The sequence below is a fragment of the Streptomyces sp. NBC_01635 genome (assembly GCF_045209715.1).
Classification (GTDB): domain Bacteria; phylum Actinomycetota; class Actinomycetes; order Streptomycetales; family Streptomycetaceae; genus Streptomyces; species Streptomyces hirsutus.
In genome coordinates, this window is record NZ_CP109277.1 from 918,029 (window position 1) to 932,912 (window position 14,884).

A 14,884-nucleotide genomic window follows, 5' to 3' on the forward strand; every position below is an offset into this window, starting at 1 on the left:
ATCCGTGGCCGCCCGCCAGGGCGGGTACATCCTGTCCCACGGCGGCAAGAATCTGACCGCCGCGCTGCTCGCCTGGCAGACGACCGCCCCCTGGGGGCAGGGACGGCCCCAGTTCCTGGCCGTCGCCACGGCCTTGCTCGTGGTCAACACCTCGACGGTGCACCACTCGATGATCGAAGCCGCGCGCCGGGTGGCGATCCAGGTGGCCGGGGTGACTCTGGCCGTCGCCACCGCCTGGTGGCTGGGCCCCACCGCCGGGAGCATCATGGCGGTCCTGGCCATCATCCTGGCGGCCCGCGGACGCCGTGCCTTCGACGACCGTCTCCAGGTCGCCTCGACCGCGCTGCTCACGCTGACGGCCGCAGCGGCGGTGCCGGTGCGCGACCTCGCCCTCCTGGCGCTGGCCACCGTGACCGGTGCCATCGTGGGCACGGCCGTCCACGCCCTGATCCTGCCCCCCGTGCATGTATCCGACTCCCGGACCGCGGTGCGCCGGCTGGCCCGGGCCACCGGCACGCTGCTGTGCGACATGGGCCGAGGCCTGCGCAAGCAGCAGCGGACCAGCCACGCACGGGTCTGGCTGTCGAGAGCGCGTCAACTCGAGGAGGAGATCGCCGAAGCGCAGGACCAAGTGCGGCTGGCCGAGGACAGCCTGCGCTGGAACATCCGCTGCTCCGTACACGGGCCCCGGCGGCCCGGAACCGGCGGCCATGCGCTCCTCGTCCTGCACGGGATATCACTGCAGGTGCGAGGCATCGCCCGGACCCTGGCCGATACCGTGGACGCGTCCCAGGACGACTTTCGCCTGGGGCAGCTGTTCACCGACCAGTACGCCCGGACGCTCGAGCTGGCCGGACAGGCCGTGGAGGACTTCGCCGAAGTGAACCGGACAGCCGATCCGGAGCACACCGAGGCCGACAAACGGCTGCGCACCGCGCTCGACCAGGCCCAGAGCTGGCATGACAGCATGACCGAACTCGTGGCACATGGCGCCCTGACCGAACCCGGAGCCTGGCACATCTACGGATCGCTGGTCACCGACGCGAAACGGCTCCTGTCCGACCTGGACCGCGCCGGGACATCAGAACCGATGACATCGGTGACGCCGATGCCGAAGAGCGCGCTCACCACCCGGTTCCCCCGCTTCTGACCGGCCCGCCCGCCCTGCCGGCCGGCCGGTGGACCGGTTCGGTGCGGCGGCGGGCCGGACACCGACCGGCCCGCCGTCGACCCGACCCGTCAAGCGCCTTCTCGAGCACACGCCACGTGGGGCAGACCACATCCCACGAGTGCCGCCACCTCCACCAGCCGAGCATGTTGAATATTGAACAAATATCCCGGGTCGCCCGTTCCGCCCGCCGCGGCGGGCGGCGCCCCTCGCGAAAGACCCTCCCCTCCGGTGGCGCAGAACGCCCCCGAAGACACCGCGTCCGCCGGACTGCCGGTGAGGACAAGACCCACGTCGTCCACACCGGCGGCACCGCCACCGACGACTTCGCCCACGACCTGCCTCTGCTCGTCAAGCACGCTTCCTGACACTCCCCTGGCACCGCTTCCCCTGGCACCGCTCCCAGCGGGGACGCCCCGCGTGCGTGAGGCGCCCACCCGCGCGGCACGGTAAGCGCCACCCCGCCGCCCCTGGCCGGAATCGGTGGGCCGGGGCAGGGCGGAGCCGGCCCGGAATGACCGCCCGTCCGCGGGCGGAGGGCCGGGCGGCTGAGCATTCCGGGGGCCGTTCCGCTCGTCGATCAGGCCGCTGATCCACAACGCCCGACGCGACCTGGGACATACCCTTTGATGCCCGGTTGTGCGTAACCTGGCCGACTGTTCCCGCACACAGTGCCGTGACATCGGGGGCACGTCACATCGATCGTTCAGGAGACCCATGCGCCCCCGGATAACCTCCACCTCCCGGTTGGCCTCTCTCCCGCCCGCCGCCCTGGCGGGCGGTGCGCTGACCGTCGGCATCGGCGGTCTGTATCTCGCCGGGCTGCTGCTCACCGGCGGTGAGATCGAGGCGGGTACAACGGTGCGCGGCGTGGACATCGGGGGCCTGACCCATGAGGAAGCCACCCGGAAACTGGAGCGGCACCTGACGGCGGCCGGCCCGCGGAAGCTGGCCGTGAAGGTCGGCGACCGCGAGGGCGCGGTTGATACGCGGCAGGCGGGGCTCACCTTCGACGTCCGGGAAACCCTTGACCGGGCGGCGTCCACCGGCACCGATCCGGTCAGCGTGATCGGCGGGCTGTTCCGTTCGGGCGGTGAGATAGACCCGGTCGCGCGGGTCGATGAGGACAAGGCCCGTGCCGCCCTCGGGAAGCTGGCGAAGACACTCGACCAGAAGGTCCGCGACGGCGCCGTCTCCTTCGCCGGCGGCCGGGTCGAGCAGATCGCCCCGCGCACCGGGTACGCGATGGACGTGGACGCCGCGATCGGCGCTCTGCGCACTCCCTTCCTGCATGGCACGGTGGACTCGGTCACGGTGCTGCCCGCACGCGAGACCGGGTCGAAGGTCACGGCGGAAGAGGTACGGCGGGCGGTGCGCGAGTTCGCGCAGCCGGCGATGTCGGCACCGGTCACGCTCACCGCGGGCGGCGAGCGGCTCACGATCACCCCGGCCGTGCTGGGCGAGTACCTGGCCATGCGGCCGGACGACACCGGCAGACTCACGGCGAAACTCGACAGCAAGGGCCTGCGCGCCGCGCCCGCGGTGGCAGGCGTCCTGAACGGCCTTCCCACTACGCCCCGGAACGCCCGGCTGGGGCTCGAGGGCGACAGGGTCGTGGTGGCCGCCGACGCCAGGCCCGGCGTGAAGGTCACCGACAAGGCCCTGGGCAAGGCCGTCCTGCCCCTGCTCACCAAGTCGGGCACCGCCCGCACCGGCGAGGTGGACACGCGGCAGATCCAGCCGGAGGTCACCCGCGAGAGCGCGGCACGCCTGGGGCTGACCGAGAAGATGTCCTCCTTCACCGTCGACTTCGAACCGGCCGCCTACCGCACGACGAACATCGGCCGGGCCGTGGAACTCATCAACGGCTCCGTCGTCATGCCGAACGAGACCTGGAGCTTCAACCGGACCGTCGGCGAGCGCACCCGGGCCAACGGCTTCGTCGACGGCATCATGATCTTCGACGACCAGTACCTCAAGGCGCCCGGCGGCGGTGTCTCCGCCGTGGCCACCACGGTCTTCAACGCGATGTTCTTCGCCGGGGTCAAGCCCGTCGAGTACGGCGCCCACTCCTTCTACATCGAGCGCTACCCGGAGGGCCGCGAGGCGACGGTCGCCTGGGGCAGCCTGGACCTGAGGTTCACCAACGACTCCGGCAAGGCCCTCTACATCCAGGCCGAGTCCACCGACACCTCGGTGACCATCACCTTCCTCGGCACGAAGAAGTACGACGAGGTCACGTCGGTCAAGGGGCCGCGCACCAACGTGCAGCAGCCGGCCAAGAAGGCGAGCACCGCTGAGAAGTGCGTGCCGCAGACCCCGCTCGAGGGCTTCGACGTCACCGTGGAACGGGTCTTCCGCGACGGCGGCCGGGAAGTGAAGCGGGAGCCGTTCCGCACGCACTACACCCCGCGTGACGAGATCACCTGCGAAAAGACACCGAGCAAGCGTCAGCCCTGAGGACGCGACCCCGTCAGAGCGACAGAGACAAGCCGCAAAGGATACGAAGTGTCACGGCAGACGATGTCGAACAGCGGCATGGTCACGACATGCCGTGGCAGGTGCACCCGCGGTCGCATCGCCGGATCGCCGCGCTCGTCCCAGTCGGTCCATGGAAGCCCACGAAGCCGCGGGCAACAGCTCGGCCGTACGCCTGCCCTGGTCGCCGGGGGCGTCGTGCTCCTGGTCGTCGCCGCCCTCGCCCTGTGGTGGCGAACCGCGGAGGGTACGGCGAATGCCTCGACGCCCGGCACGGCGTCCTCGGAGGCCGGGTTCTCCCCAGACATGTCGGTGCACCATCGGCCGGGTTCTCCCCAGACATGTCGGTGCACCATCGGCCGGGTTCTCCCCAGACATGTCGGTGCACCATCGGCCGGGTTCTCCCCAGACATGTCGGTGCACCATCGGCCGGGTTCTCCCCAGACATGTCGGTGCGCCATCGGCAGGCGGTGGAGATGTCGTTCATCGTTCGTGACCGCACCGGCGACCAGGAGGTCCGCACCCTCGCCTACGACATCATCGACACCCAGGCCACGCGGCGCGGCATGATGCCGGGCCGGCGGGAAGACGGGGCTGCACAAGACCTCCAGCCAGGCGCCCATGACGTGGCTGGGCCACGGTTCGATGCACGAGGCGAAGAGCGGCTCCCTCATGCCCGGGATGGCCACCACCACGCAGCTCGACCAGTTGCGCCTGTCCTTCACCCTGCCCGAGCAGCGCATCGGCCCGCTCGACGCCAAGCTCGCCGACCGGAGCGGCTACCGGGGCACCGGCACGCTCACCCTCCCGATCGCCGGAACCTGGACGATGAAGGCCATCGTGCGGGTCTCCGACATCGGCCGGGTCACCGTCTCGAAGACGACAGAGGTCAGGTGAGGACCTCCGCGGGTGCGGTGACGAGGCCGCGTTCGCCGTTACGACGGACTCGGCGCAGGACCGAAGCCCTGGAGCCGCTGGATATCTCCACCGATCTTCTTCCGCAGCGGCTCGAGCATCTTCGGTTCGGCACTGACGACCCAACGGCTGCCGACGAGGTACGTGCCGCCGTACACCCTGGCGGTCTCCAACCAGGTCTGCTTGTACTTCTCCTCCGGGAAGGTCGTGATGAGGTAGTCACCCTGCTCGGTGTGGCATGTCCCCTCGCGCAGTTCCTCGGCCTCGAGGCGGATGTTCGCCTTGCAGCCCGTCAGGTTGGCGATGACCTCGATCCTCGCCGGGGCCACAACCGCTGCGGCCGACGCTGAAGCCTTTGACGGCTTGTTGTCGGCTTCCGTCTCTCCGCCTGCACTGCAGGCGGCGGTCAAGGGCAGGAGAGCCAGCACTCCGGCCAGCGCGGCAGCACGCCCCCAGGAAGCGGCAGGTGGGGCGGTGCCGGCGCGTTCTCGGGGCTGTGGCTGGGGCACGTGCCTTCTCCGTCTCGGTTGGTTCCGCCCGTACAGCGGGTTGACATCCTCAGTGGGTACGGACGAACACCGGCAGCCGTTCACCTCGGCGTCCCGTCCCAAAGGTTCACCTGGAAGGCACCGTCCCGCAAGGGCCCCCGGGCCGAGGCAGTTCGTGAGACCCAAAAGGCCGTCTGCCCTCGCATCAGTCAGCGCGATCTCTCCTTGCGGGAACAGCTCACGTCGCTCGATCCGGTGAGCGCTTTCCGACCTCACGCTGATGTAGCGAACCAGGCACAAGCCCGCACCAGCCGGCCGGCAAGCCATCGTCTGCAGGGTGCCGGCCCGCCGACCATCAGGTAGGCATGACGTCCGACCGGCACCTTCGGCAAGGGACGAGCCGCTGGATTCAAGATCCGGTTCAGCGGCGGACCGGCTGCCGTCCTGGCCGACCAGGGCCATGTCGTGGTTCACGGCCTTCCGCGCCGATCGGCGAGCCCTTGCACTCCGCGCCCCGGCCCGCCGATGAGCTGCATCCGCGCAGGTCGATGCCGCGCCCGCGGAACGACCCGCACGCAGACTCCCCTCCGGCTCACCCGGCACCACATCAGCGTGCTGGCCGCCACGCTCCGTGAGGGCGCGAAAGACATGGAGGAGCCCTCCGCCCGCTCCCGCCTTCGGTGCCCGGAGGGGACCCGGTCGGCACGTCGCCGCATCCCCGACACCTCGCCACTGCCGGGAAGCAGAAGTGCAGCGTCTGTGAGGCGGTTCACTGAGACAGGGCTGGACTGGCTCGCACCGCAGAATTAGCTTTCTTGAGAGCATGCGTCCCTTATGGACCTTTTCCGCGGTGCGGCGGACCGGGTCCGAAGCAGGACGTTCACCAGTGGCCTTGCGGGCAGCCGCCCGGACCAGGCTTCAGGGCGCATGAGGAAGATACGACGTACTTCCGCGCCGGCACTACCGGTGGGCGAGCGGCCCCGGAAGGTGGACAAGTGAGTGAAGACGCCGTGTGGGTCAGAAGCGTGACGGGCATCCAACTGCATCACGTGACCGATCTTCAGGACGCTCGTCGGTTCCTGGGCAACGCTGTCATGGCGCTGGGCGCAGCCCATGTGAGAACGGGCGACGCCCGGTTCTCCGGTCTCGCCGACCAGCTCAAGGCAATGGTCGCCCGAACGCACGACCTGGAGGGCGAGGCACGGGAGAGCATGCACCAGCTGCATTCCACGGATCCCGAGCGGTTCGTGCGCTGCCGGGAGGGCGAGGAGCCCTGGCCGGACGAGCTCCAGGCCGGCTTCGTCCCGCGCCACACCTGCCGGGACAAGTGCCTCTACCACGACCATGAGGTGCTGGACGCCATCCTGCAGTGCACCTGCGGCCGGCCCCCGTGCCGCGCCTGCGCGATCGCGGGGGCGCCCTGACACGGAGACCACGGAGACCACGGAGAGCAGAGCGTCCCGTCCGGCCGTCTGTGCACGGGCGGTGACGGCTCCGCCGACTCCTACCGTGTGTCAGACGGTGTACGAGTGGGCCCCGGTCCCGGCAAGCCTGCCGCCCTCCACGATGAGGTACTCCTGACGGATCGGGCGGTTGTCGAACCAGCACTCCAGGATCTCCCGGACGCCTGCCGCGTACCTGGCCTGCGCGGAGAGCGTCGAACCGGACACGTGCGGTGTCATGCCCTCGTGCGGCATGCCGCGCCACGGGTGGTCCTCTTCCGGCGGCTCGGGGTACCAGACGTCACCGGCGTAACCCGCCAGATGGCCTCGTTCCAGAGCGCGTACCACGGCGTCCCGGTCGACGATCAGCGCGCGGGCTGTGTTGACGAGGTACGACCCTCGCTTCATGGTCGCGAGCATCTCGTCGTCGAAGAGGTTCACCGTCTGCGCGTGCAGCGGCGCGTGGATGGAGAGCACGTCGACGGCGGCCGCCAGGGAGCGGGCGTCCGCATGCCAGATCAGCCCCAGCTCCTGCTCGAGGTCCGGTGGCACCCTGTGCACGTCGTTGTAGTGCAGCTCCACATCGAACGGCTTCAGCCGACGGAGCACCGCCATGCCGATCCGTCCGGCACCGAAAACGCCGACGTTCATGCCTTCCAGGTCGTAGCTCCGCGAGACGCTGTCGGCCACGTGCCACCCTCGGCGGGCGGTGACCCACTCGTGGCTTGGCAGATAGTTGCGGACGAGAGCGAGGATCTGCATGACCGCGTGCTCCGACACGCTGATGCTGTTGCTGTAGGTGACCTCCGTAACGGTGACGTCGTGCTCGATGGCGCTCGGCAGGTCCACGTGGTCCGAACCGATCCCGGCTGTGATCGACAGCTTCAAGTGCGGTGCGCGCCGGATCCGGTCAGGGGTGAGATAGGCGGGCCAGAACGGCTGCGAGATCACCACCTCGGCGTCGGGGAGTTCCCGTTCCAGCACGGAGTCGGGCCCCTCCTTGTCGGAGGTGACGACCAATGTGTGGCCCCGTTCCTCCAGGAACGGACGCAGACCGAGTTCGCCGGAGACGCAGCCGACCAGCTCACCCGGCCTGAAGCCGATGCTCCGGGGGGTGGGTGCCGTCTGCCCTCCGGGATAGCCGCTGATGACGGGTATCTCTTCTCGGGCATACCTGGGCGGGTAGCCGTCAACGGGATCCGGATAAAGCACCGTGAGAATCTTTGCCATGGCCGTGCTCCTAAGAAGGCCGGCGCACAGGCGTGGTCCGATAGCCGCGCATTCGCTCCGGCCGGCCTTGCTGTCCAGTACCGAGTGACCGGGCTGCCGCACAACAAACGGGCCCGAACACGCTGATCACCCCGCCCGCAAAGCCCCGGCCGAGCCGCCTGCGGTGCGGGTTTCACGTCCTTGCCACCCGGCGGGGCCCGCCGCGTCATACCCGCCCATTCGGCACGGCGGCGCAGGGCGACCCCAGGGGCATCTCCAACTCGCCTTGACACGCCGCCGCCACAGGCGTTGCCTGGAATAAGAGGCGATGCTACTCCGGTGTTCATTGGCTCGACCAGGACCGCGCCACGGCCTGAGGCCGGAAGCGCGGCGGGGCGGAGAAGATTCATGGCGACGTATGAGTATTCCTGCAACCGCTGCGGATCGTTCGACGTCAAGCTGCCGATCGGCACAGCGCCGACCGCGCACGCCTGCCCGCAGTGCTCGAATGCGGCTCGCCGTGTGTACTCATCCCCCGCGACCGCATTCACCTCGCCTGCCGTTGTGGGCCTGCGCGAGCAGGAGGAAAAGTCTCGGGAAAGTCCCACGGTGGTCACGCGGGTGCCTCCCGAGCAGGCTGCGCCGAGGCCGGCCCATCCGGCCCTCGCCCGGCTTCCTCGACCCTGAGGGAAAGTCGCGGACCGGCGGAATCAGTCCCATGCCCCCTCGGAGAAGGGGCGTGGGGCGGTCTCGATCCCTGCCGCCTCGCCAGAGGCACGGGTTGCGCACAACAGCATCTCGGTCGTATGACCGCCCGGCGGGCCCCTCGCTCGCGGAGCGAAATCTCGGGAGGTGTCCCCCTTGGGCAACGTCGGACTTCTCTTTGTAGGCGCGGTGCTCTTCCTGAACGGGTTGATGCTGCTGGGAAAGGTCGACAGCCGAGCAGCCGCCGTATTCAATCTGTTCGTGGGCGGACTTCAGGTTCTCACACCCATATATCTCATCATCGCCGCGAATCAAGATCCCCGCCAAATCGTGCTCGCATCGGGCATCTTCCTCTTCGGTTTCACATACCTGTATGTAGGAATCGGACTGCTCATGGGGCTCGACACGACAGGCGTGGGGTATTACTCACTGTTCGTGTCCATCGTGGCTCTGGGGTATTCCTTCGTCAACTTCCGGCTGTTCGACGATCAGCCGTTCGGAGTGATATGGCTCTACTGGGCGTTCCTCTGGTTCCTTTTCTTCCTGCTCCTGGGACTGAAAATGGAGACCTTGACGTCTTATGTCGGCTGGGTGACGGCGATCGAAGGCTGGGTAACCGGCGTCATACCGGCATTCCTCCTGCTGGCCGGTTACTGGGTCACCGAGAACTACTTTGAAACGGCGATCGCGCTGGGCGCGTTCGGAGTCCTGACCTTCGGCGGGCTGTGGATCGTACTTCGCCGGAAGCGGCCCGGCAGGCCCGCGGAGGAGTACAGCGCCCCGGGCTATCCGGCCGGCAGCCCCGGCTAGCGACCTGCCGATGCTCGCCGCCGACTCCTCGATGGGAGCGCCGGGAGGTGGTTGAAACGCGAGAAGCGAAGACGGCAGAAGCGGCGTGAGGGGGCCAGAGCGCTCCGGACCACACGCCGCACCCGCTCACCCGTACAGAACAGATCACGGAGTTCACATGCCTGACGTAATCTTCAGCGTCGACCAATCCCGGTCGATGCGCGACCAGGCCGTACCTGGACACAACAGGTGGCATCCGGATGTTCCGGTCGCCGCGATGGTCCGCCCGGGGGACGAGTTCCGCGTCGAATGCCGCGAATGGACCGACGCGCAGATCGGCAACAACGACTCCGCCAACGACGTCCGCGACGTCGACCTGATGCGCTGCCACATGCTCAGCGGGCCGATAGGCGTCGAAGGCGCGGAGCCGGGCGACCTGCTCGTCGTGGACATCCTGGATCTCGGGCCGGTACCGCAGCAGGTCGGAAACGCACCGGGTGAAGCCTGGGGATACACCGGCGTCTTCGCCAAGGCCAACGGTGGAGGCTTCCTGACGGACTACTTCCCCGATGCCTACAAGGCGATATGGGACTTCCATGGTCAGGTGGCGACCTCCAGGCACCTGCCCGGTGTCCGCTTCACCGGCATCACCCACCCGGGCCTCTTCGGCACCGCGCCGTCCGAGGAACTGCTGCAGCGGTGGAACAGGCGTGAGCAGGCCCTGATCGACACCGACCCCAACCGGGTCCCGCCACTCGGACTCGCGCCCGACCCCGATCAGGCTCTCACCGGCCAGGCGACCGGATCGGATGCCGGACGTATCGCCCAGGAAGGGGCCCGCACCGTCCCCGCACGGGAGAACGGCGGCAACCACGACATCAAGAACTTCACTCGTGGATCCCGCGTCTTCTACCCGGTCCATGTCGCGGACGCCAAGCTGTCAGGCGGTGATCTTCACTTCAGCCAGGGAGACGGTGAGATCACCTTCTGTGGCGCCATCGAGATGGGCGGCTACATCGACTTCCACGTCGATCTGCTCAAGGGTGGCATGGAGAAGTACGGTGTCACCACCAACCCCCTCTTCATGCCGGGCAACGTCGAGCCGCGGTACTCGGATTTCATCTCCTTCATCGGGATCTCCGTGGACCACGACACCGACACCAACTACTACCTGGACGCGACGGTCGCCTATCGCCGCGCCTGCCTCAACGCCGTCGAGTACCTGAAGAGGTTCGGTTACACCGGAGAGCAGGCGTACTTGCTCCTCGGTGCGGCCCCTATCGAGGGACGCATCAGCGGGATCGTCGACATCCCCAACGCCTGCTGCTCCCTCTACCTCCCGACCGGGATCTTCGACTTCGATGTCCATCCCTCCGCGGAGGGACCGAAGACCGCAGACCGCGGTCAGTGCGCGGTGACCACCTGAAGCCGACCGATCCCCTGACCGGGATCCGGCGCCACCGGGCCCTGGCTCCGATCGGCACAAGCCGCCCGGAGGCCGGGCCCGGCCCAGCAGTGGGACAGTCACACGATCGCCCGGACAGGCCTGGTTGCTTGGGCAGGTTCACTCACCGGTGGCGTGCTCGTTTGACCGGGTGTGTTGTTGACCGGGTGTGACGGGTGGGGAGCCGGCCGCGGTCCGGTGTGATCCGGAGGACTTCGCGGCGGAGATGTTCGAGCCGTTTGCGCGGGATCAGCGCCGATGGGAAGCGGTGCACCTGCGGGGCTGCTACTGGAGGGGCGGCGCAAGTCGGTGGAACCGATGGCGCGCGGCTGGCTGAGGACGGCAACCAGCAGGCCCTGGCCCACTTCCTCATCTCCAGCCCGTGGGACTCGGCACATGTGTGGGCGCGCCTGGCGTGGAGGATGCAGCAGGACCGGAACAAACCCGGCCGCACGCCCTGTCCTACGGCGGTCGCGGTCCACGGCCCCAGCCCGTCTCCCCCGAGCCGGCCCAGAGCGTGAAGCAGCTGGTCACCGCGATCGGGAAGCGGGCCGCCCGGCCGGCGCAGTGGCGGGAAGGCTCCCCGCCCGGCAGCCGCCGCAGCGGCTTCAAGCGCATGTCCTCCCGCTTCGTGGCCCTGCGGATCCGTCCCGCTGGACGGGAGATCCGCAAGGCCGCAGGCGGCCCGGACCTGCCCGTGCGCCGACTGCTGGCCGAATGGCCCGCCAGCCAGCCCGAACCCGTCCAGTTCCGGCTGCCCCACCTGCCCGCCGGCCACCCTCGTGCGCACCGCGAAACTGCGCCGGCGCATCGAACACGACTACCGCGAGATGCATCAGGCCCTGGGCCTGGTGCTGCCGGCCGTCACCACAGCCCAAACGGCAGGCAGGGGACAACCTCGCCAGTGAAGGTGAGCCGGCCACCTCGGAGGGCTACCAGCTGGACGGCGGAGCCTGGCTGCGGGCCGGGGCTGCACGGGATGTGGTGATCGGCCGCCGGGCGTCTGCAGGAGTATCCTTAACTCTAAGTGACGCCTCTGTCCTGTCAGCGGCGGTCACGCGGCGGTGGGGCTCGCCGTACCCGAACCGCGGCACCTTCGGCGCCGCCAACAGTCCCTGCTCGTGAAATCTGGTCTGCCCTTCATGGGCCCGCGCGAGTAGGAGGGTTACGGCATGAAAGGCAGTAAGACCCAGGTCACGGCGCACACCGCTCCCCAGGCTGATCGACTCACGCATGCGCGGCACCGTAAACGGGCGGCGCGCAGATTCTCCCTCCCCATGAACGACGTCGGGCGCCTTACCCACGCCGGTCGGGCGTTCGCGATTAGTGGCACCGCGAGCGGGGCGGGGTGCGGCGCGTCACGCGCCGCGTGGCAGCCAGGAGGACGTCATGAGGCCAATTGACAGGGCCCTGCGGCTGACGGTGTTCATCGAGGAATGCGACACCTGGCATCACAGGCCGCTGTACACGGAGATCGTGCACCGGGCTCACGAGGCGGGACTGGTCGGAGCGTCGGTCTTCCGCGGAGTGGAGGGCTTCGGGGCATCCACGGTGATCCATGTTTCCCGACTGCTGTCGGTCAAGCAGGATCTCCCACTGGCGATCGTCATCGTCGACGAAGAGGAACGCATCCGGCGCTTCCTGCCCACGGTGAAGGAACTGGTCACCGAGGGCCTGGTGATCGTCGAAGAGGTCGAGGTGGTCCGCGTCGGCCAGGCGCGCGCGGACGCCGTCCGAACCGGCGGCGCTACGGGAGCGGAGTGAGTCGCTCAGGCGGTATCCGGATAGTGAGGGCCAGGGGCCTATCCGAACACCGCCTTGGCCACGGCCAAACCGATGAACACCGCTCCGAGTCCTGCGATGACCGAGGCCGCCACGTTGACGAATGCCAGGAACCTCGCGCCGGCCGCGGCCAGGCTCAGCGTTTCATAGGAGAACGTCGAGTACGTGGTCAGCGCCCCGCACAGCCCGGTCCCCAAGAACAGCTGCATGTCCTTCGACGCGGCACCGGACAGCGCCGCCCCCGCCAGTACGCCGAGAATCATCGAGCCGGTGATGTTGGCGGCGAAGGTGCCCCACGGGAAGACCGTGTCGTGACGTGCCTGGACCGCCCGGTCGGTCAGATACCGCAGCGGGGCTCCGATCGCGCCGCCGAGCAGCACCAGCAGCAATCTCATCGGCTCACGGCCTCCCGCCCCACGTAGTGCACCACCTGAACCTCCTCCAGGGTCACCAGCCCTTCGATAGCCAACTCGTCCAGCTGCGACAGGAAGGCACGGATCCGGTCCTCCTCGTCCACGATGACAACCGCGGTCGGCAGGTCGTCCGCCATCGACAGCAACCGGGTGGTGTGCACGATCGAGGACGCCCCGAACCCCTCCACCCCACGGAAGACCGACGCCCCCGCCAGCCCCGCCGCGTGAGCCCGGTGCACGATCTCCGTGTACAGCGGCCTGTGATGCCAGGTGTCGGTGTCGTCCACGAGGACCGTCATGCGCAGTGCGCGACCCGTAAGCTCCATTACTGTCTCCTCCCGACCAGGGCGCGGCGCGCCGCCGCCACGCCGATCGTCACCGCGGCCATCGCGGCCACAACGGTCACCACCAGGTAGGCCAGCGCAGTACCGGCCCGCTCCTGGGCGACCAGACGTTCGATGTCGGCGCAGTACGTGGAGAAGGTGGTGAATCCGCCCAGCACCCCCGTGCCGAAGAACGGCCGCAACAGAGGGTGCACCAACCACACCTCGGTCACCACCACCAGAAACACCCCGATGATCAGGCAGCCGACCGCGTTGACACCCAACGTCGTCCACGGGAACGCGCTGCTGTCCGTGGGCCACAGCTGCCCCGCCTCGTAGCGGGCGCCCGCCCCCACCGCCCCACCGACGGCGATCACGGAAAGCACCGCCACCTCCCGCCGACGCGCCTCACCCCGCAGCCGCGCCTCCTCAGCAGCCGTAGCCCGCTCGGCCGGCCCGGCAACCGTGCTCGGCCCTCCGGCCACACTCCTCAGACCGCTGCGCCCCACACGCCTCTGCACACCGACCACCGTGTACCCGCCCCTGCTCCAGGTGAGCAGGGGCCGTCGCGTCACCGCCGCTCGTCGGCACCATCCCCTGCGACCCCATCGATGCCGTACGACCACCCTAAACCTCGCTCCTGAGGAGGCGCGGTCGAGCAGCAGGAGTGCGGCGGCCGACACCGAGAATGATCTTGATCGGATCGCGGGCCGGCGCCGTTGCCGGCCCGCCGGAACCCGAGCCGGCCGCCCGGCGGACCGAGATGACTCCCGCTTACGCCGCAAACCCGGCGGACCATGACGCCGCTCTCGGCGAATTCGTCGCCGAACACGACGACCTTGCCGATCCTCCACAAGGCGCCGGGAACAGCATCGAGTCACCCCGCCGACGCGCGGACCATCGGCCCGCCACATCGGCATTCGTCCGGTTGCCGGCAGGCCCGCGAAGACCGCGCCGTGCGAGAGGCCGTGACTCGCGGGCTCCGCGACCACCTGCCGAGCCATCGGGAAAGTCGGCAAAGGGACGGCAGGAGCCCTGCCGCATACGCCGACAACCGGCCAGACTTTGGACATGCCCATCAGCGCGCGTCGGGCCTGAGACGCGCCCGGCCACGCTCCCGTGAGCGGTCGACGGGCGGGGCGCCGCATCCGGCGGCAAGCCACTCAACCGCCGTCCGGAATCCGTCATTTTCGCAGGTCAGCGAACCCTTCCCCGGAGTTTCAGCGGCACCGCCGGCAGCTCGGGGGCGGGCAGCGGAGTACCGTCGTGCCCCTTCGCCTCGCCGAACCGCGTGCCTTCCCTCCAGTCCCGGCGGGCCTGCTCGATCTCCTCCTGGGTCCGGCCGATCCAGTTCCGGAACAGAGCGAACCATGCGCACATCCGTGCAGGTCGGCGGCGTTCCGGAGGATTCGGCAACCGTGAGCTCCACTGCCCTGGTTCGTGGGACGGGGTCGTTCTTCAAGGAGTGAGCATCCACGGTCGCGGTGGTCGAAGTGCCCTCACCCGTACAGGATCCGGTATCGGTCCGCGGCCGGGAAGCAGGTGAAGGAGTCCGGGTTCGCGGCCGGGACAGGGCCATCGCTCGTTTGACGGAGATCTGCAACACGAGGAAGGCGGCGCCGCGCGGTCAGGCGAAGGCGGAGCGAACCGCCTGGCCCGACGGCGTGAAACCGCCTCTCCAACGGCCTCACGCGACCTGCGGAGACACCCGCCCCCATGCCTATGTTC

14 protein-coding genes and 2 pseudogenes are annotated in these 14,884 nt (G+C 68.9%); 10 read left to right on the forward strand and 6 right to left on the reverse strand.

What is annotated here, in order from left to right:
- The first annotated feature begins 4 nt into the window (after positions 1-4).
- From OHB56_RS04540 to OHB56_RS04560, 5 genes and pseudogenes are all read left to right on the forward strand, one after another.
- The gene (locus tag OHB56_RS04540; RefSeq protein WP_406351737.1) at positions 5-1,150 is read left to right on the forward strand and encodes a hypothetical protein; all 1,146 of its coding nucleotides are present in this window, start codon (positions 5-7) and stop codon (positions 1,148-1,150) included.
- Positions 1,151-1,266: 116 nt separating this feature from the next.
- Complete coding sequence (locus OHB56_RS04545; RefSeq protein WP_406351739.1) at positions 1,267-1,536, forward strand: hypothetical protein; 270 nt, start codon at positions 1,267-1,269, stop codon at positions 1,534-1,536.
- Positions 1,537-1,885: 349 nt separating this feature from the next.
- On the forward strand, positions 1,886-3,628 hold the full coding sequence (locus tag OHB56_RS04550) for a VanW family protein (RefSeq protein ID WP_406351741.1): 1,743 nt from the start codon (positions 1,886-1,888) through the stop codon (positions 3,626-3,628).
- A 494-nt stretch (positions 3,629-4,122) separates the two neighbouring features.
- A pseudogene (locus OHB56_RS04555) lies at positions 4,123-4,203 on the forward strand (DUF305 domain-containing protein); the annotation flags it as partial.
- Positions 4,204-4,267: 64 nt separating this feature from the next.
- Positions 4,268-4,543: a hypothetical protein gene (locus OHB56_RS04560; protein ID WP_406359320.1), complete on the forward strand. Its 276-nt coding sequence runs from the start codon at positions 4,268-4,270 to the stop codon at positions 4,541-4,543.
- 38 nt (positions 4,544-4,581) lie between these two features.
- Here the strand turns inward: OHB56_RS04560 and OHB56_RS04565 are convergent, their stop codons facing one another.
- Positions 4,582-4,890: a hypothetical protein gene (locus OHB56_RS04565; RefSeq protein ID WP_326757308.1), complete on the reverse strand. Its 309-nt coding sequence runs from the start codon at positions 4,888-4,890 to the stop codon at positions 4,582-4,584.
- A 1,154-nt stretch (positions 4,891-6,044) separates the two neighbouring features.
- Between OHB56_RS04565 and OHB56_RS04570 the strand changes: the two genes are divergently transcribed.
- Entirely contained in the window at positions 6,045-6,473 is a 429-nt protein-coding gene (locus OHB56_RS04570) for a hypothetical protein (RefSeq protein ID WP_326756412.1), read from the forward strand.
- A 90-nt stretch (positions 6,474-6,563) separates the two neighbouring features.
- Here OHB56_RS04570 and OHB56_RS04575 read toward each other — a convergent pair whose 3' ends face one another.
- A complete protein-coding gene (locus OHB56_RS04575; protein WP_326756411.1) occupies positions 6,564-7,721 on the reverse strand; it encodes an NAD-dependent formate dehydrogenase in 1,158 nt (385 codons plus the stop codon).
- Positions 7,722-8,108: 387 nt separating this feature from the next.
- Between OHB56_RS04575 and OHB56_RS04580 the strand changes: the two genes are divergently transcribed.
- The 4 genes from OHB56_RS04580 (at position 8,109) to OHB56_RS04595 (ending at position 12,402) form a co-directional block, all read left to right on the forward strand.
- A complete protein-coding gene (locus OHB56_RS04580; protein ID WP_406351744.1) occupies positions 8,109-8,387 on the forward strand; it encodes an FmdB family zinc ribbon protein in 279 nt (92 codons plus the stop codon).
- A gap of 174 nt (positions 8,388-8,561) precedes the next feature.
- Entirely contained in the window at positions 8,562-9,215 is a 654-nt protein-coding gene (locus OHB56_RS04585) for an AmiS/UreI family transporter (RefSeq protein ID WP_326756410.1), read from the forward strand.
- A gap of 157 nt (positions 9,216-9,372) precedes the next feature.
- Positions 9,373-10,620 (forward strand): formamidase, encoded by a 1,248-nt coding sequence (gene fmdA / locus OHB56_RS04590; RefSeq protein ID WP_406351746.1) that lies wholly within the window; start codon positions 9,373-9,375, stop codon positions 10,618-10,620.
- Positions 10,621-12,027: 1,407 nt separating this feature from the next.
- A complete protein-coding gene (locus OHB56_RS04595; RefSeq protein WP_326756408.1) occupies positions 12,028-12,402 on the forward strand; it encodes a DUF190 domain-containing protein in 375 nt (124 codons plus the stop codon).
- A 38-nt stretch (positions 12,403-12,440) separates the two neighbouring features.
- On the opposite strand, the gene crcB (OHB56_RS04600) is transcribed toward OHB56_RS04595, so the two are convergent.
- The 4 genes and pseudogenes from crcB (OHB56_RS04600) to OHB56_RS04615 form a co-directional block, all read right to left on the reverse strand.
- Entirely contained in the window at positions 12,441-12,815 is a 375-nt protein-coding gene (gene crcB / locus OHB56_RS04600) for a fluoride efflux transporter CrcB (protein ID WP_326756407.1), read from the reverse strand.
- Positions 12,812-13,159 (reverse strand): DUF190 domain-containing protein, encoded by a 348-nt coding sequence (locus tag OHB56_RS04605; RefSeq protein WP_326756406.1) that lies wholly within the window; start codon positions 13,157-13,159, stop codon positions 12,812-12,814. The genes crcB (OHB56_RS04600) and OHB56_RS04605 overlap by 4 nt, the downstream gene beginning before the upstream one ends.
- Positions 13,159-13,575, reverse strand: coding sequence for a fluoride efflux transporter CrcB (crcB, locus tag OHB56_RS04610; RefSeq protein WP_406358926.1), 417 nt, complete (start codon positions 13,573-13,575; stop codon positions 13,159-13,161). Before crcB (OHB56_RS04610) ends, OHB56_RS04605 begins: the two co-directional genes overlap by 1 nt.
- Before the next feature lie 778 nt (positions 13,576-14,353).
- Positions 14,354-14,518: pseudogene (locus OHB56_RS04615) on the reverse strand (pirin family protein); the annotation flags it as partial.
- Positions 14,519-14,884 lie beyond the last annotated feature (366 nt).